The sequence below is a fragment of the Amycolatopsis sp. NPDC058986 genome, assembly GCF_042741125.1.
GTDB lineage: Bacteria > Actinomycetota > Actinomycetes > Mycobacteriales > Pseudonocardiaceae > Amycolatopsis.
Genome location: NZ_JBHYJW010000015.1, coordinates 82,609 through 106,542, shown reverse-complemented (window position 1 = coordinate 106,542; position 23,934 = coordinate 82,609). Strand labels below are relative to the sequence as shown.

The window sequence follows — 23,934 nt, the reverse complement described above, 5'->3', positions numbered from 1 at the left end:
TCAGGTGGCGGTCTACTTATAGGACTCTGCCACCTTAGCGATGAACTTTCGAGAGTTTTCCGGGTCCAGTGCCGAGTCGCGGAGGCGGCGGAAAACGATGCTGTACCTGGTGAACTCGTCCGGTTCCTTGAGGTAGGTCGCACCGAACAAGTCCTCCAGATACACGGTCGAGAAATTCTGTTCCTGTAGGCGGAACAACGCGAAGGCGGACGGCATCGTGATGCGGTCCGGGACGTCGAAGGGCAACACTCGGACGGTGATATTGGGTCGCTTGGACGCCGTGATGAGCTGCTTGAGTTGCCCGTACATGATGGTCTTGCTGCCTTGGATCCGGCGCAGCACGGCCTCGCTCAGCACCACGTCGAGCCGCAGCGACGGTCGCCCGTTGCGCCGCAGCGCCATCTGTCGTTCCAACCGGGTAGCCACCTGCTTCTCGACGATCCGCGCGTCGGCCTCCGGCTCCCAGGCCAAGATGTTCGACCTGGCGTAGTCCTCGGTCTGAAGCAGCCCCGGCACTCCTTCGGACTGGTAGTTGCGGATTTCGGTGGCGTCCCATTCCAGTGCCAGGAAGCGGCGGAACCAGTCGGGGACCGCGTCGCGTTCGGCTGACTTGCGGCGACGGCGGCGCTTGGGCTGGGCCTCGGCGAGCGTGACCAGGTAGTCGCGCTGCTCCGGGGTCGCGCGGTAGAACTCGGCGAGCTTGCGGATGTCCTCGGGATCAGCGGTCTGGTTGCCGTTCTCCAGCTTGGACAGTTTCGGCGTCTGCGCGTTGATGGCTCTGCTGGCCTCGAGCGCGGTATAGCCTGCTTCCTCGCGCAGTCGTCGCAGCTCGATACCCAGCTGGGTCTTCAGCAACTCCGGGTCTGACGGAATGTCCATGCGCGAATACTAGCAGTTGTCACAAGAGAAAGTTTCTTGCTACCGTCCGAGCTATGGAACCTAGTGAGGCAGCGTACCGGCGGCTCATCCATGACAACGCCGTCGCGGGAAAGCCCAGGTTGTTCACGGTTTTCGGGACGATGAAGCGGTCTCCCGACGAGCCGCTCATCGGCTGGGGCATGCAGTTGCCCGACGAGGGCGGAGTGCTGTTCTGCTTCTTCGAGGACAGCACGGTTCACTCTTCCGATACCCCGGAACGGTTGTTGGAGGTGCTGCGCATCATCGGCGATGTGGACCTCGAATGGCTCGACTCATGAGAAAGGCCCGCACGGAGAACCGTGCGGGCCTTTCTCAGGACCTCATGCCGTCAGGGCCTGCCTGGCGGGAACAGGCCTGAGGTCGACGAACTCGACGACGTCGGATTGCCGTTGCTGTCGGCGACGAAGATCGTGACCGTCGCGGTCTTGCCGATCTGCGTCCCGCTCTGCGGATTGGTCTTCACGATCGTGCCGGGATCGCCCTTGCCGGAGCGATCCGTCTGCTTGTTGAAGCTGCCCTTCCAGCCCTTGGACTGCAGCAACTGCTGTGCCGACTCGGGAGTCTGACCGGTCAGGTCGGGCAGGGTGATCTGCTGCTGCGAACCGTCCGACACGACCAGCGTGATGGTGGTGCCCGGCGGCAGCGAACCGCTCGCGCTCTGGCTGATGACCTCGCCCTCGGGCTTGTCCGAAGCCTGGTCCACCCGCTTGACCGTGAATCCGGAGGCCTTGAGCGCGGCGGCGGCCGAGGAGTACTGCTGGCCGGTGTAGTCCTGGGCGTTCTTGTTCCCCTGCGCCTTTCCGACCACGATGTCCACAGTGGAGTTGAGTTCCACCGAGGAGCCCGCCGCCGGGTTCTGGGACTGGACCATTCCGGCCTGGCTCGGGTCGTTGACCTCCACCTCGGTGGTGTTGCCGATCCGCAGCTTGCTGTTGGTGAGTTCCTTCACCGCGTCGGTGAGGGACTTGCCCTTGAGGTCGGGGACGCTGGTCTGGCCGGGCTTCGCCCCCACGGACAGCGTCACCTGCTGGTCGACCGGGACGCTCTGCCCCTCGCCGGGCTCAATCTTGACGACCTTGCCGATGTCGTCGGCGGTACAGGTCGGACCGCCGTCGGTGGGCTGGGCGCCACCGCAGACGACCTGCTTGTCCGGGCCGATGTTGGTGAAGCCCTGTGAGCGCAGTTTGGCCTTGGCCACCTCAACCTGCTGGTGCAGCACCTGCGGGATGGGCTTGGCCTCCGACTTGTAGTTGAACGCACCGAGCAGCGCCATGATGCCGAGCACCGCAGCGAGCACGAACACCCCCGCGCCGATCGCCAGCCAGATCCGGCGTCGTCGTTTCGCCTTCGGGTCTTCCTCCGGTTCGGCGTAGTCGTCGTACGCCTGCGTCCGGCGGTCGGTGTCCATGACCTGGGTGCGCTCGTCCTCGGACATGACCATCGGCGCCGACGGCCGCTGCCCGGACAGCGTGCGCACCAGGTCCGAACGCATCTCGGCGGCGGACTGGTAGCGGTTGGCCGGGCCCTTCGCCAGCGCCTTGAGCACGACGGCGTCCAGCTCCGGCGACACCGCGGGGTTCACCGTGGACGGCGCGCTCGGGTCCTCCCGGACGTGCTGGTAGGCCACGGCCACCGGGGAGTCCCCGGTGAACGGCGGCTCCCCGGTGACCAGTTCGTACAGCACGCAGCCGGCGGCGTAGACGTCCGAACGGGCGTCGACCGACTCGCCGCGTGCCTGCTCCGGCGAGAGGTACTGCGCCGTGCCGATCACCGCGGCGGTCTGGGTCATCGCGGACTGGCCGTCGTGCATCGCGCGGGCGATGCCGAAGTCCATCACCTTGACCGCGCCGTTCTTGGTGATCATGACGTTCGCGGGCTTGACGTCGCGGTGCACGATGCCGTGCCGGTGCGAGAAGTCCAGCGCGGCGCAGACGTCGGCCATGACCTCCATCGCGCGCTTCTGCGACAGCGGGCCCTCGGTCTTGACGATGTCCCGCAGCGTCCGGCCCTCGACGTACTCCATCACGATGTACGGCAGCGGGCCGAACTCGGTGTTCGCCTCGCCGGTGTCGTAGACCGCGACGATCGCCGGGTGGTTCAGCGCGGCGGCGTTCTGTGCCTCCCGGCGGAACCGCTCCAGGAACTGCGGGTCACGGGCCAGGTCGGCACGCAGGATCTTGATCGCGACTTCCCGGCCGAGGCGCACGTCGTGGCCGTGATGGACCTCGGACATGCCTCCGTAGCCGAGCGTGTCGCCCAGCTCGTACCGGTTGGAGAGCAGTCTGGGTGTGCTCATCTCTGAATGCCGTTCCATTCCGTCCAAGATGTGGTCATGATGCCTTGCCGGCCGTCGTTTTCGCGCGACCCCGATGTCGCGCGGCCCGGCGCTCTGCCATACGGGACCACGGGGTACATGGTCGGCGCGAGTGACTGCGCGGGAGCGGGGGATTGTCCGCCCGGAACCGGTTCATTCGTCTCCACGTTCCGCGGCGGGGCTCCGTTGCCCGAACCGACCAGCTTCATGGCGACCAGCGCGCCTGCCGCGAGGACAGCGACGATGATCACCGCGAGCAACACCCACCAGCCCCACTGGCTCCTGCGCCGGGGAGCCGGGGACACCGGGTGCATGGCCGGGCGAGACGGCGGACCGATCGCGACCATCGGGTTGGGTGGAGACAGGGGGGCCGGTGGCGCCAGCGACGGCTGCACCGGCAGCTGGTTCGCCGGGTACGACGCCTGGACCAGCCCGGACGGCGTCGGCAACGGGAGGCCGGCACGGACGGCGGCGACCGCGTTCGCGAACTCGCCACCCGCCGAATAGCGCTGGCGGGGGTCCTTGACGAGCGTCGCCTCGATCACCGCGCGGGCCCCCGGCGGGACGTCGGGAGGCAGCGGGGGCGGGATGTCGCGGATGTGCATCATCGCGACCGTCACCGCGTTCTCGGAGAGGAACGGCCGGTGCCCGGCGAGACATTCGTACCCGCACACGGCGAGCGAATAGACGTCGCTGGCGGGTTCGGCCACGTGCCCGAGCGCCTGCTCGGGGGCGATGTAGTGGGCGGTGCCCATGACCATCCCGGACCGGGTCACCGGTGCCGCGTCGGCGGCCTTCGCGACGCCGAAGTCGGTGATCTTCACCTGCCCTGCCGGGGTCACCAGGATGTTGCCCGGTTTGACGTCTCGGTGCACCAGGCCCTGTTCGTGCGCGGCCTGCAGCGCGTTGCCCGCCTGCTCCAGGATGTCGAGGGTGAAGTCGGCCGACAGCCGCCCGTGCTTGGCGAGCAGCCCGGCGAGCGGGTCACCCTCGACCAGTTCCATGACCAGGTAGGCGATCGACAGCTCGTCCCCGGTGCCCTGCTCGCCCGCGATCGTCTCGCCGTAGTCGTGCACGGCGGCGATGCCGGGGTGGTTGAGCGAGGCCGTCATCCTGGCTTCGGTGCGGAAGCGGTGCAGGAACTCGGCGTCGCCGGAGAGCTCCGCCTTGAGCACCTTGACCGCGACCGTCCGGTCGAGCCTGGTGTCGCTGGCCTGCCAGACCTCGCCCATCCCGCCGACGGCGATCCGGTTCGTCAGCTTGTACCGCTCGGCCAGCAGCTGACCCGAGGACAGCATCCGCTATCCACCCCCGAGCTTGGCGTTGATCGCGGCGCGGCCGATCTCGGCGGCGACCGAGCCACCGGTCGCGGCCAGCCCGCGGTTACCGCCGCTTTCGACGATGACCGCGACGGCGATCTGCGGGTCGTTGGCCGGCGCGAACGCGGTGTACCAGGCGTGCGGCGGGGTCTGCTTCGGGTTGACGCCGTGCTCGGCGGTCCCCGTCTTGGATGCGATCTGGATCTTCGGGTTCTTGCCGCCGCCCTTGGTGTTGGCCTCGGACGCGATCATCATGTCCTTGAGGATCCCGTTGTTCTCACTGGACATCACCGGCGTTCCGGTGAGCTCCTTCGGGGCGTAATCCTCGATCGTGGACAGGTCCGGCGCCAGCACCGACTGCACCAGCTGCGGCGTCATCGCCATGCCACCGTTCGCGATGGTCGCCGACAGCATGGCGTCCTGCAGCGGCGTGAGCCGGACGTCGCGCTGGCCGATGCCGCTCTGGTAGAGCGCGCCCTGCGAGTCCAGCGGACCCAGCGTGGAGGACACGACCTTCATCGGCACGGTCATGTTGTTCTGCCCGATGCCGTAGTTCGCGGCGGTCTTGTTCAGCTTGTCCTTGCCCAGCTCACCGGCCATCTGCGCGAAGGGCACGTTGCACGAGTACGCCAGCGCGTCCTTGAACGTGCTGCCGGGGCAGGGCTCGCCCCCGTAGTTTTCCAGCGTGACTTCGGTGCCGGGCAGCTTGGTGTTCGGCGAGGTATCGATCTTGTCGGTCGGCTTCTTGCCCGCCTCGAGCGCGGCCGCGGCGGTGACCAGCTTGAACGTCGAACCCGGCGGGTAGTACTCCGAGATCGCCCGGTTCAGCATCGGGTTCTTGTCGTCCTTCTTGGTGTACGAGTCCCACGCGGCGATCTGGTCCTTGCCGCTGTGCGTGGAGAGCTTGTTCGGGTCGTAGGACGGCGTCGAGACCATCGCCAGGATGCGGCCGGTCTTCGGCTCCAGCGCGACCACCGCGCCGGTGTAGCCGTGCTTCATCATCCCGTCGTAGGCGGCCTTCTGCACCGCGGGATCGATCGTCAGCCGCACGTTGCCGCCGCGCGGGTCGCGGCCGGTGACCATGTCCGAGAGCCGCCGCACGAACAGCCGGGGGTCCGAGCCGTTGAGGACGTCGTCCTCGGCGCGTTCCAGCCCGCCGGAGCCGTAGTTGATCGAGTAGTAGCCGGTGACCGGCGCGTACATCGGCCCGTCGGTGTAGGTGCGGGTGAACTTGTACTTGTCGTTCGACTTCTCGACCTTGGCCAGCACCGTGCCGTTCGGCGTGACGATCTGGCCGCGCTCCCTGGCGTACTCGTCGTAGAGCACCCGCTGATTGCGCGGGTTCGAGCGGTAGTCGTCGGCCTTGACCACCTGGATGTAGGTCGCGTTCCCGAGCAGGAGCACCACCATCACCAGCATCGCGATGCCGACCTTGCGCATGGGGGTGTTCACTGGGCCCTCCCGTCCCCGGCGACCGGCGGGCGCTGCACCATCACGGTGTGCGCCTCGGCCAGCGGGGCCTGCGGTTGCTGTGGCTTCGGCCGCGCGGCCGGTTTGCGTGCCGCGTCGGAGATTCGGAGCAACAGGGCCACCAGGATGTAGTTCGCGAGCAGCGACGAGCCACCCTTGGACAGGAACGGAGCGGTGATACCGGTCTCCGGGATGAGCTTCGTGACGCCGCCGACGACGACGAAGATCTGCATGACGATGGTGAACGCGAGCCCGCAGCCCAGCAGCTTGCCGAAGGTGTCCCGCACGGCCAGCGCGTTGCGCATCCCGCGCATCGCGATCAGCAGGTACAGCATCAGCACCGCGGCGAGCCCGATGAAGCCGAGCTCCTCGCCGATGCCCGCGGTGATGAAGTCCGTGTTCGCCTCGGGCACGATGTCGGGCCGTCCCGCGCCGAGGCCGGTGCCGCCGATACCGCCGGTGCCGAGCCCGAACAGGCTCTGCACCATCTGGTAGCCCTTGTTGTCGATGTCGGCGAACGGATCGATCCAGTTCTCCACCCGGACCCGGACGTGCGCGAACAGGTTGTAGGCGATCACGCAGCCCACCGCGAAGAAGCTGAGCCCGACGATCACCCAGATGGCCCGCTCGGTGGCCACGTAGATCATCACCAGGATGATGCCGAACAGCAGCAGTGCCGCGCCGAGTTCCTTCTCGAAGGCGAACACGCCCATGCAGACGATCGCGGCGATCAGCAGCGGGCCGAGGTCGCGGGCGCGGGGCAGCTCGACACCCACGATCTTCTTGCCCGCCACCATGAACAGATCGCGCTTGGACACCAGGAACGACGCGAAGAAGATGATCAGCAGGATCTTCGCGAACTCGCCCGGCTGGATCGAGAAGCCGGGAAGCCTGATCCAGACCTTCGCGCCGTTGGCCTCGGAGATGCTCGCGGGCAGCAGCGCGGGCAGGATCAGCGCGACGATGCCGACCAGGCCCGCGGTGTAGCCGTAACGGGTCAGCGTGCGGTGGTCGTTGACCACGATCAGCACGGCCACGAACAGCACCAGCGAGATGACGGTGAACAGCAGCTGGCTGGGCACGGCGGGGCTGAACTTGTCGTCCGCCTCGGTCGCGCGGTCCTCGTACGCCAGGTCGAGGCGGTGGATCATCACCAGGCCGATGCCGTTGAGCAGTGCGACACACGGCAGGATCACCGGGTCGGCGTTCGGTGCCCAGCGGCGGACGGCCAGGTGCGCGGCGGTCAGGATGCCGAGGTAGGCGAGGCCGAGCCAGAGGATCGTGAGGGTGAGTTCCTGCTCCTGGTTCGCCTCGACGATCACCAGCGCGAGCGTGACGATCACCGCCGCGAACGCCAGCAGCAGCAACTCGGCGTTGCGCCTGCCGGGCAGTTCGCGGGGCGGGTTGGTCTGGAACTGGGCGGACACCGAGTCGGCCAGCTGCTGCTGACTCATCAGTTACCGCCTCCCGTCGTCGGTGCCGTACTCGGCGTCGAGCAGTCCCTCCCCGCTGGCTGGTTCGCCGACGACGAGGCGGGAGTGGGCTCACCCGACGACGGAGGCGCCGAGCTCGGCGTGGGGGTCGGCTGCCCGGACTGACCCGGCGCGGCCGGCTTGCAGTCGTTGAGCCGCTTCTGCCGCTGAAGGAAGTCGTCGATGTACTTGCGGGCGTCGTCGAGGCTTTCCTTCTTGACGCCGTTCTTCACCGCGATCCGCGCGTCTTCCTGCAACTGCGGCACGCGCAGCTTCGCCGTGCACACCTGACCCGGCGGGCAGGAACCCTGCTCGTACGAGTGCAGCTGGATGCCGAGAATGCTGCCGGGGACGCCGCGGAAGATCACGACCTCCTCGTCCGCTCCCTCGCCGACATAGTACTGACTCAGCACGAAATACCGGGTCGCGATCGCGGCCGCGGCCAGCACGATCAGCACCACCAGCGAGCCGATCAGCCAGCGAAACCGCTTCCGGCGCTTCGCCTTCGGATCCTGCTGCGGCTGCGGCAGCTCCGGTCTCGGCTGCTGCGGCGGCTGCGTCAGCGCCCTGGCCCGCGCGGCGGGCGAATCGCCCTGGTGCCGTTCGTCGCTGCCGTCCCCGGCGGCGCCCCCGACGATCGGGGCGTCCTCACCGAAGTCGACGTCGACGACGTCCGCGATGATCACCGTGACGTTGTCCGTGCCGCCGCCCTTGAGCGCCAGCTCGATCATCCGGTCGGCGCACTCCTGCGGGTCGGCGATCTGCACCGCCTCGGCCAGCGTCTCGTCGCTGACCATCCCGGACAGCCCGTCCGAGCAGATCAGGTACCGATCGCCGGCGCGGGCCTCCCGCACGGTCAGGCTCGGCTCCACCTCGTGCCCGGTCAGCGCCTTGAGCAGCAGCGAACGCTGCGGGTGGACCGCGGCCTCCTCCGGCGTGATCCGGCCCTGTTCGAGCAGTTCGTTGACGAAGCTGTCGTCGCGGGTGATCTGGGTGAACTGCCCACCGCGCAACAGGTATGCGCGCGAGTCGCCGACGTGCACCAGGCCGAGCCGGGTGCCGGCGAACAGCACCGCGGTCAGCGTCGTGCCCATCCCGTCGAGGTCGGGGTCCTGCGAGACCAGCTCGGCGATCGCGCCGTTGCCGGTGGCCACCGCGTCGCGCAACTGGGCGAGCAGGTCGTCACCGGGTTCGTCGTCGTCGAGCGGGGCGAGCGAGGCGATGACGACCTTGCTGGCCACCTCACCGGCCGCGTGCCCGCCCATACCGTCGGCGAGCGCGAGAAGGCGGGGACCGGCGTAGACGGAGTCCTGGTTGCTCGAACGCACCAGGCCCCGGTCACTGCGGGCCGCGTAGCGGAGGACGAGAGTCATGGGCGAAGCTCGATCACCGTCTTGCCGATCCGGATGGGGACTCCGAGCGGGACCCGGAGGGGTGCAGTGACCTTAGCCCGGTCGAGATAGGTCCCGTTCGTCGAGCCCAGATCTTCCACGTACCAGTCCTCCCCGCGCTGCACGATCCGGGCATGCCGGGTCGAGGCGTAGTCGTCGTCGAGCACCAGCGTCGAATCGTCGGCGCGGCCGATCAGGATCGGCCTGCCGTCGAGCGCGATCCTGGTCCCGGCCAGCGCCCCATGGGTCACCAGCAGTTGCTGCGGTGCCTTGCTGCTGCGTGGCTTCTTCTTGTCCTTGGTGCGGCGGAAGCTCGGCACCTGTACCCGGAGCCCCGACGCCGCGTACAGGTCCGAACGCACGATCCGCAGCGCGGCGAACACGAAAAGCCAGAGCAGCACGAGAAAGCCCACCCTGGTGAGTTGAACGACCAGCTCTGGCACTTGTTGTGTCCGCTCCCGACTCTGCACGCAGCCCACGACGCCGGTTCGCCGCAGTACGCCCGCAAGGGCAATTCTGCACCGAACCTACTCAGTGCCCGCCGCTCAGCCCTGGGTTCGGAACACGAGGGACGAATGACCGACGCGGATGACGTCGCCGTCGGCGAGCTGCCACGTCTGCACCGGCGTGCCGTTCACCGTGGTTCCGTTGGTCGACCCGATGTCCGCCAGCGTCGCGCTCTGCCCGTCCCAGGTGATCTCCAGATGCCGGCGTGAGACCCCGGTGTCCGGCAGCCGGAAGTCGGCGTCCTGACCGCGGCCGACCACGTTCCCGCCCTGCTTGAGCGAGTACGTCCGGTTCGACCCGTCGTCCAGCTGCAGGCTCGCCGCCAGCTGCCGCGCGCCACCGCCGTAGCCGCCGCCCTGCTGCGCGTACGGGTCGCCCGCGGGCTGGCCGTATCCCTGCTGCTGGCCGTACTGGTCGTAGCCGCCCTGCTGGCCGCCGTACTGGTCGTACCCGCCCTGCTGCTGGCCATAGCCCTGGTCGTATCCGGGCTGCTGCTGGCCGTACCCCTGGTCGTACCCGGGTTGCTGCTGGCCGCCGTACTGGTCGTACCCGGGCTGTTGCCCGCCGTAGCCCTGGTCGTATCCGGGCTGCTGCTGGCCGTACCCCTGGTCGTACCCGGGCTGCTGACCGTAACCCTGGTCGTATCCGGGCTGCGGCGGTTGCCCGTACCCCTGGCCCTGGTCGTAGCCGCCCTGCTGGCCATAGCCCTGGTCGTACCCGGGCTGTTGCTGGCCACCCTGCTGTCCGTAGCCGTACTGGCCGTGCTGCTGCTGGCCGTACGGGTCACCCTTGTCGTATTGGCCTTGGCCGTAGCCGGGGGGCTGGCTCATTGCTGGGTCTCCTGCGTTGCTGGGTAGTGCCGACCGTGACGAACCGGCGGCGTCAGGAGACCTGACGTCGGGATCGACGGACGAACGGGTCTTGAACTGTCCAGTATGCAGCGCCTCGTTGCGCTCGAGTGACACGACGACGTCACCATAGGTGTCCCAGCCGTGCTCGGCGAGATGTTCCGCCACAGCCCTCGCCAGTGCACTGGTGACTCTTTGCTCGTCACCGGCCATGCGCTCGTGATCAGCCTGCCCCAGCGACACGATGTAGTGATTCGGGGCGAGCTGCCGACCGCCTGCCAGCTCACGAACGTTCTCCTCGCTTTCCCGCTCGAGCGCAACCGCCACTTCCTGAGTGACGACATTGCCACCGAACATGCGCGCGAAGGTATTACCCACCAGGTTCTCGAGGCGCCTGTCAAAGCGCTCAACGCGGCCCACCGGGGCAAACCTCCTCACGCCTGTTGCTTCCGCTCCGATCCTATCCGGGTAAGCGCCGCTGGACACGACCCCCGGTGAAACCCGTTCAAACCCCCTGTTAAGCTGTACGAGCTGTCAAAGTGACTCGCGCGAGTGGCGGAATGGCAGACGCGCACGGTTCAGGTCCGTGTGTCCGAAAGGACGTGAGGGTTCAACTCCCTCCTCGCGCACGCTGTTCAGGGCCCCTGGCTTCGCCAGGGGCCCTTTCCCGTTGTCCCGACCTCTCCCGGGGGCCGAGCCCCCGGACCCCCACGGTGCGGTCTGTCTCGACCCAGCGTGGTTGCGTCGGCCTCGGGCCTGGCGGCCCTGGCCTTGATGAGATGCACTCTTGCTTGTCGGGTTCGGCCTCGGGCCTGGCGGCCCTGGCCTTGATGAGAACCGGTTTCGGCGTAGGGCCTGGCGGCCCTCGCCTTGGTGGGATTTCTGGGCTTGGGTGCCTCTTTGGGGGCTTGTTGTGCCTTTTTTCTTGGTGTTGCGGGGGTGCGTACGGTGGGGAGGTCGTGACGTGGAGTCGGGCGAGGGGCGGGCTGGTGGGGGAGAGCGGCGACGGGGTGCGGAACGAGATGGGCGGGAGCGCTCGGAACGTTGTGCAGGTCGGGGCCGTTTACGGCGATGTGCGGTTCGGGGCGTCGGGCGAGGGGGCGTCGGCCGAGGCGCCGCAGCAGGTGCCGGTGCGGGTCGGGCACTTCGTCAATCGTGAGGCCGAGCTGGAGTTCGCGGGGAGCCTGGTCGATCGGGCTGGTGGCGGTCGGCCGGTCATCGTGGCGGTCCACGGGACGCCCGGCGTCGGGAAGAGTTCCTTCTTGCTGCGGGTCGCCGAGCGGCTCGGCGCGTTTCCCGGCGGGCAGCTGTACGCCGATTTCCGCGAGACCACCAGCGGGCCGGTGACCGGCGTCAACGACGTTCTCGCGGCTTTCCTGCGGGCACTCCACGTCGAGCCCGAAGTCATTCCCGCCGGACTCGGCGAACGAGCGGGCCTGTTCCGCACCAAGACCTCGGCGAAACCCGTGCTCGTCGTGCTCGACGAAGTCACCGACGCGGCGCAAGTGCTGCCGTTCGTGCCGAAGGCGCCGGGCAGCGCGGTACTGGTCGCGGGTACTTCCCAGCTGAGCGACCTGTTCGACGAGGGGGCCGAACTGGTGCCGCTCGAACCGCTGGACGCGGCGCACAGCGCGAAACTCGTCGCCGAGCTGAGCCGTCGCGATCTGTCCGGCGACCAGGAAGCCGTGTCGGACCTCGTCCGGCTTTGTGGCGGTTTGCCGGTCGCCTTGACCGTCGTGGCGGCGAAGCTGCGGACGCATCCGGGCTTGAGCGTGACAGCCCTGCACGAAGAGATCTCGGCCCACGGTCTCGCCGCGTTCCGGGCGGCGGGACGCGACAAGGTGTCGGCCGTCTTCTCCGTGGCCTACGCCGACCTCCCTGCCGATGTCGCCAGGCTGTATCGCCTGCTGTCAGTGCTTCCCGGGCCGGACTTCAGTGCCGAGATGGCCGCGGTGACGGCGGACATCTCCGTCAGGGAGGCGAAGGAACTGCTGGAGCACCTCGTGCTGCAGGCCGGTCTGCTCACCGAGGACACCCACGGCCGGTTTCACCTCCATGCGCTGGTGGCGCGGTACGCCCGGGAACGCGCGAGCGTCGAGGAACAAGCTGCCGAACTCGAGAAGGCGCTGCATCGGACGGCGAGGTGGCTGCTGGTCAGGGCGGCGTGGGCGGACCTGACGATGCTCGGTCCCGGCCGCTTCCGGTGCACCGGCCACGACGCGCTGCTGACTACCGAAAACCCGTTCGCCGGAGCCGAAAAGGTGGCGCTGGCCTGGCTGGACGCCGAGCGGGCGAACCTCGTCGCGATGATGCGCGCCGCCGCCGAACACCGTTGGCACGACATCGCGTGGCAGCTCGCCGAAGCAGCCTCGGCCCTGTACCTCACCTGCAGGTACCTCGTCGACTGGGCCGAGTCGGCCGAACTCGGTGGGAGGGAGGCGAGGCTCGCGGGGAACGCCGGCGCCGAGGCTCGGCTGCGAAGTTTCGGTACTCGCGCGTCGAACGATCTCGACAAGATCGCCACCGAGCTGGCGGAGTCGCTCGCACTTGCCCAAGAAACCGGTGAGGCGCGGCTGATCGCGTCCATCTGGGAGCTGTACGGCCGCTACCACCACCGTCGTGCCGACTGGCCGAACGCGTTCGGCGCCTACGAAAAGGCGATCGAGCTGTTCACCGGCGAGCACGATGAGCGCGGTGTGGCCTTTGTCATGTACTTCCTCGGCTGTTCCCAGCGCGCTGCCGGGCAGCCCGAGGTCGCGCTCGAAACTCTCGAGCGGGCGCTGCCGCTCATCCGAGCGGTTCCCAACGCCCGGATGGCGGGACGCGCGCTGACCGAACTCGGCAGGGTCCGCGTGGACCTGGGCGAACCGGCGGCCGCGGTCGAGACCCTGCGAGAAGCGATCACCGTGCTCGAAGCCGGTGGGTACAAGTTCTACGAAGCCGGTGCGCACGAGATGCTCGCGACGGTGTCGGACGATCGCGACGTTGCTCGCCGGTCCCTGACGCGGGCCGTGGATCTGCTGGGCGAGCTGGGCAGTCCAAGGGTCGCGGAGGTCGCCGAACGGCTCCGCGAGTTCAGCGAATGACGGTGACGGAGGCCGTGTGCTCCGCCTTCCCGATCCGAAGCGTCACCACGGTGTTCGCGAATTGGCGGTTCGCCAGTAATACATAGGCGAGTGAACCGAGAGCGGCCGCGTCGCCCGACGAAGAAATCGCGGCTCGCTGTGCGTGCCGGGTGCGTACGACACATCCGTCCACGGTGGCGGCCGCGGCGAGCCGGGCGAAGGGATACGCGGTCAGTATCGACTCCGTCCACGCCCAGGCGTCTTCGGTTTCGGTGGATCGGGCACGAACCAGCACGGTCGCGCGTTCCGGGAGCCGCAGATTCGCTTCGCTCTCTTCGACGACGAGGTGGCGATTGTCACTTTCCGGCCGGACGGACGCCGGATACCGGGAAAGCGCGACGACGTCTCCGGTGAGCCTGCCCGAAACCCGGAAAGCCGTGACATCGCGGTATTCGGGTTCGGGATCCGGTGCGCGTAGCAGCGGCGGATCCGCTGCGGGCGGACTCAACGGGAGGTGGCGGTACACCTCGTCGCGCAGACGTTCCGTGGCCTTGCCGCGATGGGCGAAAACTCGGGACGTCACCGCCTCGAAACGTCCCGGCGCGTGTGCGGCCGCATTCCGCGAGAGCTGCTCCCGCAGGTCATCGGCCGGTTCGAGCCGGTCGCCGATCCGGGCGAGTTCGGCGACCGGGCTCCCGGCGACGGTGTCCGGCTCGGCGCTCGACAGCAACAGTGGTTTGTCCAGCGCGGCCGCGTGCAGCCCCATCGAGCCGTGGTCGGTGATGATCTGGTCGGCGGCGACCAGCAACGCGTGCCAGCCGCGGTGCGGCGGAATCAGCCGGAGCCCGGCGTCCAGCGCGTCGGCCAGCAGTACTTGCAGATCGGCGGGGCCGTACCAGGCCCAGACGTTCGGATGCAGCACCAGGGCGACCTGGTATTCGTCGGCGGGAAGCTCGGCAAGCAGGCGGCGGGGCAACGTCCGCCAGGAGCCGATGATCGACGACTCGCCCCACGTCGACGCGACCAGCACCAGGCGCCGTCCGCCGGTGCCCAGCAGTGCCCGGTAACGCTCTCGCAGCGGGACACTCGCGAGCAATCTGTCACAGGTCGGATCGCCCACCACGATGGTGTTGCCCTGTGTTTCCCCGGCCGCCGCGCCGAGTTGGGCGACCTGTTCGGGATGACTCACGAAGAGCTTGACCCGCCCGGTCCGCAGCGCGTCGGCGGGTGGGAGCCCGGCCAGCCGTAGGCCGCCGTCGGCGGAATCGGGGACGTATTTGTTGAAGCCGAGTCCGTGCGGCAGCACGAGCACGGGTTTGGTGAGCACGCGGACGTCGACGTTCTCGCTCGCCGAGAGCGCCAGGTCGTAGTCGAGTTTCCTGACTTTCGGCCACGGCACGATGTCGTGCACACCCGAGTCGTGCAGCAGTTGTTCGACGCCACCGGCGAATCGGGTGCCGTTGCTGATGGTGAACCGGGCCCGGACGCGGAAGTCGTTCCGGAACAGGTCCATGGCTTCGAGGAGCCGCGCGGTCGACGTCAGTGTCCTCGCCACGAAGAGGACCGTGCGCTCACAACCGAAAGTTCCCCAGACGGCCTCGGAATCCCTTGGTACGAGGCGGTTTTGATGACGGTGTGTCATCCGACCACCTCCCCGTGATCTTGCCGCCTTGCCGGCCACTGTAGCCATCGTGCCCGATGGACCTGCCGGATTACCGCAAGGGTGTGACGGACCGTGATCGTGCGGTAGCGTGGGCTACTCCGGGACGGGGGTGTCAGGGGTGGGCGATCAGCACAACGAGTTCGGCGGCGAGGCGCGGATCGTCGTCCAGGCACACAACATCTACGGCAATGTGAGTTTCGGGTCGCCGGAGGAGCCGAAGGCCGTGGCCCGGCAGAACGACCCGCCCGTGGCGTACTACACGAACAACGAGGTCCAGTTGCTGGAGCTGGACCGGGTGCTGGCCGGACGGCAGAAGGACCGGCCCTGTCTGGCGATCATTCGCGGTACTCCGGGGAGCGGGCGCACCGAGCTGACCCGGGAGTGGATCCACCGGCATCGGGACGAGTTCCCCGACGGCGATTTTTCGGCTCCACTGGGCCGTTTGCCGATCAAGGACGTGCTGGTCCGGCTGCTTCGTGGTGCGGGCTTCGCGGACGAACGGCTTCCGGCGACGGGCGAGGCCCTTTCGGCGATGTGGCACGACTGGAGCACCGGCAAGCAACTCGTGCTCGTGATCGACGACGCCCTGTCCGAAGCACAGGTCAAGGTGCTGCTGCCGGGGCCGGGACCGTCTCTGGTGCTGGTGATCGAGGCGGGCGGCCTCGGCGGGGTGCGGGTGCGGCACGGCGCCGCGCTCGTCACGCTCGAACCACTGGGGCCGGAGACGTCGCGGGCGCTGCTGGGGCAGTTCGCGGACTCCGCACGGCTGGACGCGGATCCCGTGGCGGTCGGCGAACTGATCGCGATGTGCGAGGGGTCCGTCGCCGCGCTCAACGTGATCGGGTCGATGTTCGCCGAGAACGAGGACTGGAAGCCCGCGCGGTTGCTGCGCAGTCTCGAACGTAGTGGTGGCGTCGTGCGAGCTCTGCCACGGGACGCGGTGTTCGATCTGGCCTTCGACCGGCTTTCGCCGCTCGCGCGGCGGTGCTATCTCGCGCTCGGTGCCCATCCCGGCGGCGGCGACATGGCGTTCGCCGCGCTCACCGCGGTGCTCGGTGACGAGGTCGAGGGATCCGTCGCGGAGCTGGTGAAGGTGCGGTTGGCGCAGGAAACGCAGGAGGAGCGGTATCTCGTTTCCGGGCTGGTGAAGGACCACGCCAGAAGCAAGGCCGCCGACGATGAACTGCTACGCGAGATCGTGTCCTGGTATGCCCGGCGTGGCTGGGAGGCGCAGGCGCTTGTCCAGACTCGGGACTGGGTAGGGAAAATATGGTCTGATCGTCCGGCTGCTTCGCACCAGTGGTCCTCGGAGGAAGCCGTGGCGTGGCTGCTCGCCGAGCGGGTGAACCTCGTTGAAGCGGCGAAGGCGGCTCATCGGCTTGGCGCGCATGAGGACGTCGTCCGGCTGTGTCTCGCGTTGTGGCCGATCCACCTTCGGCGGGGTTACGCGTTCGAGATGGCGGACGTGAACCGGCTCGGTTTCGAGTCCGCCGTGGCCTGGTCGAATGATCTCGCGGCGTCAGTGCTCGCCGTGCAGCGCGCGTTCGCCGCGATGGAACTGCGCGACTGGGACGACGCATTGTCCTTATTGGACATAGCAGGGGACTACGCGATGCGAGCGGGTTCACCCGAGGCCGAGGCGACGGTCGTCGAGTCGCGTGGCCTGGTTCTGCTCGCACAAGGTCGTATCGCGGAGGCTCGCGCGGAACTGCGCGGGAACCTCGAACTGGCGAAGAAGATCGGCCGAGCGCGTCGGCTCGCGCTTGCGCGGCTTCACCTGGCCAAGGTCGAGGAGCCGGAGACGGCGCTGGCTCTGCTGGAAGCCGCTGTGTTCTCGGACGAGGAACCGTTGAACCAGGCCAAGGTCGCCCTGTGGCGGGGGAAGAAACTCCGCGAGGCCGGGGATCTCGTGCGGGCCGCCGAAATCCTCGACGAGGTTGCCGTGGCCGCCGCCAAGAGTGCCTGGCATCGGGAACGTGCCGAAACGAGTGAGGCGAAGGCCGATCTCGCGCTGGAGCGTGGCGACGTGGCCACCGCGCGGTCGCATCTCGAGGACGCGTTGAACGTGTACGCGCTGCGTGGGTTCACCGAAGAAGCGGTCGACATCAAGGTCCGGCTGAACGGATTGTCCTGACCTTCGCGGTATAGACGTGCCCTGCGACGTCGAGTCGTAACTCGGGCGGCGGTGCGGTGTCCGACGCGGCCAGCAGGGAGACGAAGGCGTCCGGGACACCGTCGGCCGTCAGCTCCACCACCAGGCCGCTCGCGCTCGCGGCCAGCCACGAGGAGTCGCTCGACGGAGTCGCGACCCACTGGCAGCCCGGAAGCGCGCGCAGCATCACACCGGCCCAGTGCAGTGGATCGGTGCGCGCCGAGCCGATGACGACGTCGGCGAGTTCCAGCAGGCCGGCGTCGGCTCCATCGGCGTGGACGACGAGCTGGGCATCGTCCCACCGGGGCTGCGGCGTGGCGGGATAGCGGGTCACCGCCCCAGCAGTGACCCGGACCGACAGCGCGGGCGGGGTGGCCGCAGGAAGCGCAGGCAGGGGAAGTGTGGGGAAGGCGGCTGCCCGCGGTGGCGGGGTCAGGTTCATGCCTCGGTAGAGCAGGGCGCGCAGGGTTTCCGCGGACTTGCCGGGCAGTGAGGTAGCCAGCTCGGTGATGTCGGCGTAGCGGCGCGGGTCGTGGTCGGCGATGGTCTGCTCGATGGAGCCGAGCGGGTCGGCGCCGAGCCGTGGGGCGCGACGGAGCAGGCGGGCGATCGGGGAGTCCGGATCGACGGCGTCTTCGGGGGCTTCCGCGAGCAGGAGCGGGGTGCCGAGGCAAGCGGAGTAGAAGGTGACCGAACCGTGGTCGCCGATCGTCAGGTCCGCGGCGACAAGAGCGGACTGCCAGAGATCTTCGGTCGGCAGGACGTGCACACCCGCGTTCCGGCAGTCGTCGAGCCACCTTTCCAGCTGCCACGACGAATGCCCTTGACCGATGTTCGGATGCAGCGCCAAGACGAGCCGATAGGAATCCAGCGGAAGGTGTTCGGCGAGTTTCCGAGGGAGATCGGGAGTGCGGCCGAACAAGGATTTATCGCCCCAGGTGGAGGAAAGGACGATGAGGCGCTGAGCGGGCCGGACGCCGAGCGCCTGTCGGTGGCTTTCCCGCAGGAGAAGACTGGCCTGGAGCCGGTCAAGGCAGGGATCGCCTGCTACGACAGCACGTTCGACGGCCGGCGGGCAGGACTGACGCAGTCTTTCGAGCTGTTCGTCATGGGAGAGGATGACATGCGTGGCGACCGGGACACCGTTGTGCAGCAGCCACGGGGACGACAACCCGAAAACCGGTTTCCGGTTTCCGGTTTCCGGTTTCCGGTTTCCGGTTTCCGGTTTCCGGTTTCCGGTTTCCGGTTTCCGGTTTCCGGTTTCCGGTTTCCGGTTTCCAGGAATTTATTGTATCCCATTCCGTGCGGCACAACTGTCAACGGCGCGCGCACTTCGTGCAGGTCGCCGCCCCAGCTCGCGGCGATCGCCCAGTCGAACGTCGTGCGTATCGCGTCGGGCCAGGGCAGCACCGTGACTCCGCGGCTGCGGAGGTATTCCTCGGTTCCCGCGGTGAAAGCGCTCGAACCCGGGCAGGTGAACACCGTCTGGATGCGGTGGTCTCCCGCATACAGCGCCACGACGTCGAACAGCCGGGTCGCCGCGGTGATGTTGTGCACGATGGCGAGCACGGTGCGTTCGGTGGCCACGGTCCGCCAGCGCGGCGTGAGCGAAGGCGGGGTGGGCACGAAGGGCGATGCTACCGAGCGGAAGCGGGCGAGGTCAGAAGCTCACGTTGCCGTGTATGTCACCTGCCTGCAGCACCTTGCCGCTGACGTTGCCGGAGATCTGGTTGGCGACGCCGCCGGATTCCGCGTGCTGCTGCACGTTGACGCGTTCCCATTCCGACCGGAGCTCTTCCGCGAACTCCTTGTCGGTGCTTTCGGCGGCTTCGAGCCGCTCGGCCAGCGCCTTGACGGTTTCGGGCTTGTCGGCGTCGGCCGCTTCCAGCGTGGCCACGGCGTTCTTGTCGCCGGAGAACTTCTTCTTCACGAGGTCGAAGAGAGTCGTGGCGGCCTTGGTCGCGAGCGTGGTCGCGACCGCCATCAGGATGGGCTCGGGCATCGGCTCTCCTCGGGCGGCGGTGGTCGACGTGGTCGCTGCACCACCCACGGTAGCCGAAACCCGAGCCCGGCGAGGCCGGATCAGCCGATGTGGCCGGCGATCCAGTCCGCGATCAGATCGACCCTCGACGTCGTCTCCAGGCCCGAGTGCGGACAGTCGGGCCCGTTGTTCTCGACGGCGATCAGCTGGCCGCCCGCGCCCGAGGGCAGGAAGTACGGCGCGCCCGAGTCGTACGCGCAGGCGCTCGTGGTGTTCGCCGGGCTGACCCCGTGCACGCCGAGCGTGGTGGGCCAGACCTGGCCGACCTCGACGACGCCCTGCTGGAGTTTCATGGACGGCTTGGGATTCGCGGCGGTCAGGCTGCCCCAGCCCGCGAGAGTGAGGCGTTGCCCGGCGGCCGGCGTCGCGCGGTTCACGGTGAGTGGCGTGATGTCGGTGACCGGCTGGTCGAGCTGGGCCAGCGCGGCGTCGTTGGGGCCGGCCTGGAGGACGTGGGTGACTTTGCGGGTCTCGCCCGGTTTCGTCGTCTGGTCGGACGTGCCGAGGGTGACGGTGGTCGGGTACGGGACGTTGCCGGCCACGCGGTTGTTGTTCGCGTCGTGAAAGCAGTGCCCGCTGGTGAGAACCCACTTCGGGGCGACGAGTGAGCCCGAGCAGACGCTGTTGTAGGTGCTTCCGCCGGGGTGTGGGACGCCCGTCAGCGCCAGCTTCGCGGCGAAGGCGTACTGGCCCTGTGGCACGTCGGAGCCGTTGGCCACCGCCGCGGCGGGCGAGGCTGTCGCCAGCCCGGCGGTGGCGCAGCCCAGTGCGAAAATCCCGGCGGAAAACACAGCGCGAACGGTGCCGATAGATACCAAACCGACCGAAAGTAAGCGTTTGTGCAGGTCAGTGGGCTGCCCTCGTCGGCTTACTTTCGGCCTAATTGGTAAGTGCACTCAAGATCCCCTTCGGCACGGCATCGGCCCGGTGGCCGATGATCGGCTTCCGAGGCTATCGACGGCGTGCGGCGCGGGTAAGTTCCTGTTCGGGTGACACTGGGTGAGGGTCGCTGACTCTCAGCTGACGCCGACGAGGTCGACGACGAAGATCAAGGTCTCGTTCGGCTTGATGACGCCCCCGGCGCCACGTTCGCCGTAGGCCAGCTGTGGCGGGATGACCAGCTTGCGGCGGCCGCCGACCTTCATCCCGGTGACACCCTGGTCCCAGCCGGGGATGACCTGGCCGACGCCGAGCGTGAACTGCAGTGCTTCGCCGCGGTCCCATGACGCGTCGAACTGCTCGCCGGTCGAGTGCGAGACGCCGACGTAGTGCACGTTCACCTTCGAGTTGACCGTGGCCTCAGTGCCGTCGCCAAGGGTGATGTCCGTGACCTCGAGTTCCGCGGGCGGTGGGCCGTCCGGGCGGTCGATCTGGGGCTTTTCCAACGTCATGGGGGTCACCGTACCTACGCGGTGTGAACTGCGCCGGACGGAGTACGACCTCTGGATGAACCCGGGTGAGGAAAACGCGAATCGCCTTCACAATTGTTGTACCCGTCGGTAGCGTGCTCTCCGTCACTCCACGAAGACGGGAGTCCGGGGCATGCGACGAGGCATCCGCACCTTGACCGTATCCGCGCTGGTGGGCCTGGTCGCGGGCCTGACACAGGTCGCCGCGAGCGCCGAATCCCCGCCCGTCGCGCAGGCCCTGCCCGGGAACGACTACTGCGCCGGGCAATGCGGCGACATCCTGCCGCCGGGCCAGAACGGCAATGCCACGCTCGCGGACATCCTCGCGCACAAGGCGTTCGGCACCCGGCCCGCGCACGCCGCCGACCAGCTCGGGAAGTACGCGAACCTCGCGTCCGGCTACAAAGGACTGACCACCGGGGCGATCAACCAGTTCTTCAACGACTCGTCCTTCGGGGTGCCCGCCGATCAGGTGGAAAGCGTTGTCAAACCCCGCGAAGACGTCACGATCACGCGGGACAAGGCCACCGGCGTCCCGCACATCCAAGGCACCACGCGCGCGGGCACGGAGTTCGGCGCGGGTTTCGCGGCCGGGCAGGATCGCCTGTGGCTCATGGACATCATGCGCCGGGTCGGCCGCGGCCAGCTGACCCCGTACGCGGGTGGCGCGCCCGCGAACCGTCAGCTGGAGCAGGGCTTCTTCTCCGGAGCGCCCTACACCGAGGCCGAACTGCAGCAGCAGATCGACCGGGTCGCCGGCTCCGGTCCGCGCGGCAAGCAGGGCCTCGCCGACGCGCAGGCGTACATCGACGGGATCAACAAGTACATCAACGACTCCTACAACGGCCGCTACTTCCCCGGTGAGTACGTGCTGACCGGGCACGTCGACGCGATCACGAACGCCGGGAAGATCGAGCCGTTCAAGCTGACCGACATGGTGGTGCTCGCCGCGCTCGTCGGCGCCCAGTTCGGCGGCGGGGGCGGCGGCGAGGTGCAGAACGCCATCGCGAAGCTCGCGCTGCAGGAGAAGTACGGACTCGAACAGGGCGAGAAGGTATGGAAGAGCCTGCGCGCCGAGGACGACCCCGAGGCCGTCAAGACGCTGCACGACGGCCAGACCTTCCCGTACGCCAACACCCCGGCGAATCCGCAGGGCGCGGCGATACCGGACAAGGGCTCGGTGACGGGGCAGCAACTCGTGTTCGATCCGACCGGCTCGGCGGCGAACGCCGACGCGGCGAAGGTCGCGGTTGCGGCGCCCAAGGACCAGGAGTCCGCGCGAGGCATCTTCGACAACGGCGTCCTGCCGGGCAACATGCTCAGCGAGAAACACGGGATGTCGAACGCGCTCGTCGTGTCCGGCGCGAAGACCGAGAGCGGGCATCCGGTGGCCGTGTTCGGCCCGCAGACCGGGTATTTCGCCCCGCAGCTGCTGATGCTCGAAGAACTGCAGGGGCCGGGCATCAGCTCGCGCGGCGCGTCGTTCGCCGGGATCAGCATGTACGTGCTGCTGGGCCGCGGTCAGGACTACTCGTGGAGCGCCACGACGTCGGCGCAGGACATCATCGACACGTACGCGCTCGAACTGTGCGAGCCGAGCGGCAAGACGCCGACGAAGGACTCGAACTACTACCGCTACCAGGGCCAGTGTCTCCCGATGGACACCGTGGAGCGCAAGAATTCCTGGTCCCCGACGGTCGCCGACGGCACCCCGGCCGGTTCGTACACCCTGCGCAGTTATCGCACGAAGTACGGGCCGGTGACGCACCGCGCGACGATCGGCGGCAAGCCGGTCGCCTACGCCTCGCTGCGCTCGACGTTCGACCACGAGATCGACTCGCTCATCGGGTTCCAGGAATTCAACGACCCGGACTTCATCCACTCCGCACAGGACTTCCAGCGCGCCGCGAGCGACGTCGGGTTCACCTTCAACTGGTTCTACGCCGACTCGAAGGACACCGCGTACTTCAACTCGGGCTCGAACCCGGTCCGTAAGTCCACTGTGGACCCGGCGATGCCGGTGTGGGGCGACAAGGGCTACGACTGGCAGGGCTGGAACCCGAACGGGAACCTCGCGGACTACACGCCGGCGTTGCAGCATCCGCAGGCGGTCGACCAGGACTACTTCATCAGCTGGAACAACGCGCAGGCCAACGGATACGCCGCCGCCGGTGCGGACAAGTCGGCGGTGCACCGCGGCGATCTGCTCGACGCGCGGGTCAAGAAGCTGATCTCCAGCGGTACCAAGGTCACCCGGGTGAACCTGACGCAGGCGATGGCGGAAGCGGCGCTCGCCGACCTCCGCGCGGAAAAGGTACTGCCATTGCTGCTGCAAGTGCTCGACAAGAGCCCGGTCACCGGTCCGGCGGCGGACGCCGAGGCGAAGTTGAAGGCCTGGTTGTCGAAGGGCGGGCTGCGGTCGGAAACCACGCCCGGCAGCAAGACCTACGCCGACGCCGACGCGATCCGGATCATGGACGCCTGGTGGCCCCTGCTGGTCATGGGCGAGTTCAAGCCGAGCATGGGCGACGCCTTCAAGCCGATGACCGACGTCCTCAAGATCAACGAGAGCCCGTCCGGGTTCCAGAACGAGGAGCCGGGCAAGCACGTCGGGCAGCCGCACCAGGGTTCCTCGTACCAATCGGGCTGGTGGGGCTACGTCAGCAAGGACATCCGGACGGTGCTCGGCCAGCCGGTCGCGGGCCCGCTGGGCGCGAAGTTCTGCGGCGGCGGCGATCTCACCGCGTGCCGTCAGGTGCTGCTCGACTCGCTCGCCCAGGCCGCCGCGCAACCCGCGAACGCCGTGTATCCCGGTGACGGCGACTGCAAGGCGGGCGACCAGTGGTGCGCCGACTCGATCATCCAGCGCCCGCTCGGCGGCATCACGCACGACAAGATCAGCACCCAGAACCGGCCCACCTTCCAGCAGGTCGTCGAGTACCCGGCACACCGGGGCGACAACGTCGCGAACCTCGCCGCCCGCAAACCGGTCGACGCCACGAGCCACGAAACCGGGTTCTACAACTCGCCGCCGGACAACGCCGTCGACGGCAATCCCTCGACACGCTGGGCCAGCGACTGGAACGACAACCAGTCGATCACCGTCGATCTCGGGTCGAAACAGCAGGTGGCGAGGGTGATCCTGCGCTGGGAGGCCGCCTACGGCAAGGCCTACAAGATCCAGCTGTCCGATGACGGCGTCTCCTGGCGCGATGCCGCTTCGGTGACCGACGGGAAGGGCGGAGCCGACAATCTCGCGTTCGCCGCGTCTCAAGCGCGATACGTCCGGATGAGCGGTGTCCAGCGCGGCACGAAGTACGGCTACTCACTGTACGAGTTCGAGGTCTACGCACACTAAGACTGGG

Annotated in this window: 18 protein-coding genes and 1 tRNA gene; 5 read left to right on the top strand and 14 right to left on the bottom strand. The window is 68.1% G+C overall.

The window, feature by feature from the left end:
• Window positions 1–12 precede the first annotated feature (12 nt).
• The gene (locus ACFW0G_RS16160; RefSeq protein WP_378326031.1) at window positions 13–879 is read right to left on the bottom strand and encodes a helix-turn-helix domain-containing protein; all 867 of its coding nucleotides are present in this window, start codon (window positions 877–879) and stop codon (window positions 13–15) included.
• Window positions 880–932: 53 nt separating this feature from the next.
• Here ACFW0G_RS16160 and ACFW0G_RS16155 point away from each other — a divergent pair, with 53 nt between their 5' ends.
• Window positions 933–1,196 carry a hypothetical protein gene (locus ACFW0G_RS16155; protein ID WP_378326029.1) on the top strand — a complete coding sequence of 88 codons (264 nt, stop codon included), beginning with the start codon at window positions 933–935 and terminating at the stop codon, window positions 1,194–1,196.
• Window positions 1,197–1,246: 50 nt separating this feature from the next.
• On the opposite strand, the gene pknB is transcribed toward ACFW0G_RS16155, so the two are convergent.
• The 7 genes from pknB to ACFW0G_RS16120 all read right to left on the bottom strand — a co-directional run bounded on the left by pknB (window position 1,247) and on the right by ACFW0G_RS16120 (window position 10,659).
• Window positions 1,247–3,214, bottom strand: a complete 1,968-nt coding sequence (gene pknB / locus ACFW0G_RS16150) for a Stk1 family PASTA domain-containing Ser/Thr kinase (RefSeq protein ID WP_378326028.1) — start codon at window positions 3,212–3,214, stop codon at window positions 1,247–1,249.
• Window positions 3,211–4,530 (bottom strand): serine/threonine-protein kinase, encoded by a 1,320-nt coding sequence (locus tag ACFW0G_RS16145; protein WP_378326026.1) that lies wholly within the window; start codon window positions 4,528–4,530, stop codon window positions 3,211–3,213. The genes pknB and ACFW0G_RS16145 overlap by 4 nt, the downstream gene beginning before the upstream one ends.
• 3 nt (window positions 4,531–4,533) lie before the next feature.
• The gene (locus ACFW0G_RS16140) at window positions 4,534–6,003 is read right to left on the bottom strand and encodes a peptidoglycan D,D-transpeptidase FtsI family protein (protein WP_378326024.1); all 1,470 of its coding nucleotides are present in this window, start codon (window positions 6,001–6,003) and stop codon (window positions 4,534–4,536) included.
• Window positions 6,000–7,475: an FtsW/RodA/SpoVE family cell cycle protein gene (locus ACFW0G_RS16135; protein ID WP_378326023.1), complete on the bottom strand. Its 1,476-nt coding sequence runs from the start codon at window positions 7,473–7,475 to the stop codon at window positions 6,000–6,002. Before ACFW0G_RS16135 ends, ACFW0G_RS16140 begins: the two co-directional genes overlap by 4 nt.
• On the bottom strand, window positions 7,475–8,866 hold the full coding sequence (locus ACFW0G_RS16130) for a PP2C family protein-serine/threonine phosphatase (RefSeq protein WP_378326022.1): 1,392 nt from the start codon (window positions 8,864–8,866) through the stop codon (window positions 7,475–7,477). The genes ACFW0G_RS16135 and ACFW0G_RS16130 overlap by 1 nt, the downstream gene beginning before the upstream one ends.
• Entirely contained in the window at window positions 8,863–9,327 is a 465-nt protein-coding gene (locus ACFW0G_RS16125) for an FHA domain-containing protein (RefSeq protein WP_378326020.1), read from the bottom strand. Before ACFW0G_RS16125 ends, ACFW0G_RS16130 begins: the two co-directional genes overlap by 4 nt.
• Before the next feature lie 102 nt (window positions 9,328–9,429).
• Entirely contained in the window at window positions 9,430–10,659 is a 1,230-nt protein-coding gene (locus ACFW0G_RS16120; protein ID WP_378326019.1) for a DUF3662 and FHA domain-containing protein, read from the bottom strand.
• 126 nt (window positions 10,660–10,785) lie between these two features.
• Between ACFW0G_RS16120 and ACFW0G_RS16115 the strand changes: the two genes are divergently transcribed.
• Both ACFW0G_RS16115 and ACFW0G_RS16110 read left to right on the top strand, forming a co-directional pair.
• Window positions 10,786–10,868 (top strand) — tRNA-Leu (locus ACFW0G_RS16115).
• A 330-nt stretch (window positions 10,869–11,198) separates the two neighbouring features.
• On the top strand, window positions 11,199–13,325 hold the full coding sequence (locus ACFW0G_RS16110) for a tetratricopeptide repeat protein (RefSeq protein WP_378326017.1): 2,127 nt from the start codon (window positions 11,199–11,201) through the stop codon (window positions 13,323–13,325).
• Here the strand turns inward: ACFW0G_RS16110 and ACFW0G_RS16105 are convergent.
• The gene (locus ACFW0G_RS16105) at window positions 13,315–14,859 is read right to left on the bottom strand and encodes a hypothetical protein (protein WP_378326016.1); all 1,545 of its coding nucleotides are present in this window, start codon (window positions 14,857–14,859) and stop codon (window positions 13,315–13,317) included. The two genes, ACFW0G_RS16110 and ACFW0G_RS16105, sit on opposite strands and share 11 nt — an antisense overlap.
• 226 nt (window positions 14,860–15,085) lie before the next feature.
• Between ACFW0G_RS16105 and ACFW0G_RS16100 the strand changes: the two genes are divergently transcribed.
• On the top strand, window positions 15,086–17,101 hold the full coding sequence (locus ACFW0G_RS16100; protein WP_378326015.1) for a hypothetical protein: 2,016 nt from the start codon (window positions 15,086–15,088) through the stop codon (window positions 17,099–17,101).
• On the opposite strand, the gene ACFW0G_RS16095 is transcribed toward ACFW0G_RS16100, so the two are convergent.
• The 5 genes from ACFW0G_RS16095 to ACFW0G_RS16075 form a co-directional block, all read right to left on the bottom strand.
• Window positions 17,073–18,041 carry a hypothetical protein gene (locus ACFW0G_RS16095; protein ID WP_378326013.1) on the bottom strand — a complete coding sequence of 323 codons (969 nt, stop codon included), beginning with the start codon at window positions 18,039–18,041 and terminating at the stop codon, window positions 17,073–17,075. The genes ACFW0G_RS16100 and ACFW0G_RS16095 overlap by 29 nt on opposite strands.
• 125 nt (window positions 18,042–18,166) lie before the next feature.
• A complete protein-coding gene (locus tag ACFW0G_RS16090) occupies window positions 18,167–18,745 on the bottom strand; it encodes a hypothetical protein (protein WP_378326012.1) in 579 nt (192 codons plus the stop codon).
• Between the two features lie 34 nt (window positions 18,746–18,779).
• Window positions 18,780–19,121, bottom strand: a complete 342-nt coding sequence (locus ACFW0G_RS16085) for a hypothetical protein (RefSeq protein WP_378326010.1) — start codon at window positions 19,119–19,121, stop codon at window positions 18,780–18,782.
• An 80-nt stretch (window positions 19,122–19,201) separates the two neighbouring features.
• Window positions 19,202–19,951: a S1 family peptidase gene (locus ACFW0G_RS16080; protein ID WP_378326009.1), complete on the bottom strand. Its 750-nt coding sequence runs from the start codon at window positions 19,949–19,951 to the stop codon at window positions 19,202–19,204.
• Window positions 19,952–20,176: 225 nt separating this feature from the next.
• Window positions 20,177–20,551 carry an FKBP-type peptidyl-prolyl cis-trans isomerase gene (locus ACFW0G_RS16075; RefSeq protein ID WP_378326008.1) on the bottom strand — a complete coding sequence of 125 codons (375 nt, stop codon included), beginning with the start codon at window positions 20,549–20,551 and terminating at the stop codon, window positions 20,177–20,179.
• Between the two features lie 151 nt (window positions 20,552–20,702).
• On the opposite strand from ACFW0G_RS16075, the gene ACFW0G_RS16070 reads away from it, so the two are divergent.
• Window positions 20,703–23,927: a penicillin acylase family protein gene (locus tag ACFW0G_RS16070; RefSeq protein WP_378326007.1), complete on the top strand. Its 3,225-nt coding sequence runs from the start codon at window positions 20,703–20,705 to the stop codon at window positions 23,925–23,927.
• The last annotated feature ends 7 nt before the right edge of the window (window positions 23,928–23,934 follow it).

Excerpts from the sequence above, each read along its gene's own strand:
- pknB (WP_378326028.1), bottom strand. The coding sequence starts at position 3,214 with ATGAGCACACCCAGACTGCTCTCCAACCGGTACGAGCTGGGCGACACG.
- ACFW0G_RS16160 (WP_378326031.1), bottom strand. The coding sequence starts at position 879 with ATGGACATTCCGTCAGACCCGGAGTTGCTGAAGACCCAGCTGGGTATC.
- ACFW0G_RS16135 (WP_378326023.1), bottom strand. The coding sequence starts at position 7,475 with ATGAGTCAGCAGCAGCTGGCCGACTCGGTGTCCGCCCAGTTCCAGACC.
- ACFW0G_RS16145 (WP_378326026.1), bottom strand. The coding sequence starts at position 4,530 with ATGCTGTCCTCGGGTCAGCTGCTGGCCGAGCGGTACAAGCTGACGAAC.
- ACFW0G_RS16085 (WP_378326010.1), bottom strand. The coding sequence starts at position 19,121 with ATGCCCGAGCCCATCCTGATGGCGGTCGCGACCACGCTCGCGACCAAG.
- ACFW0G_RS16075 (WP_378326008.1), bottom strand. The coding sequence starts at position 20,551 with ATGACGTTGGAAAAGCCCCAGATCGACCGCCCGGACGGCCCACCGCCC.
- ACFW0G_RS16155 (WP_378326029.1), top strand. The coding sequence starts at position 933 with ATGGAACCTAGTGAGGCAGCGTACCGGCGGCTCATCCATGACAACGCC.
- ACFW0G_RS16070 (WP_378326007.1), top strand. The coding sequence starts at position 20,703 with ATGCGACGAGGCATCCGCACCTTGACCGTATCCGCGCTGGTGGGCCTG.
- ACFW0G_RS16130 (WP_378326022.1), bottom strand. The coding sequence starts at position 8,866 with ATGACTCTCGTCCTCCGCTACGCGGCCCGCAGTGACCGGGGCCTGGTG.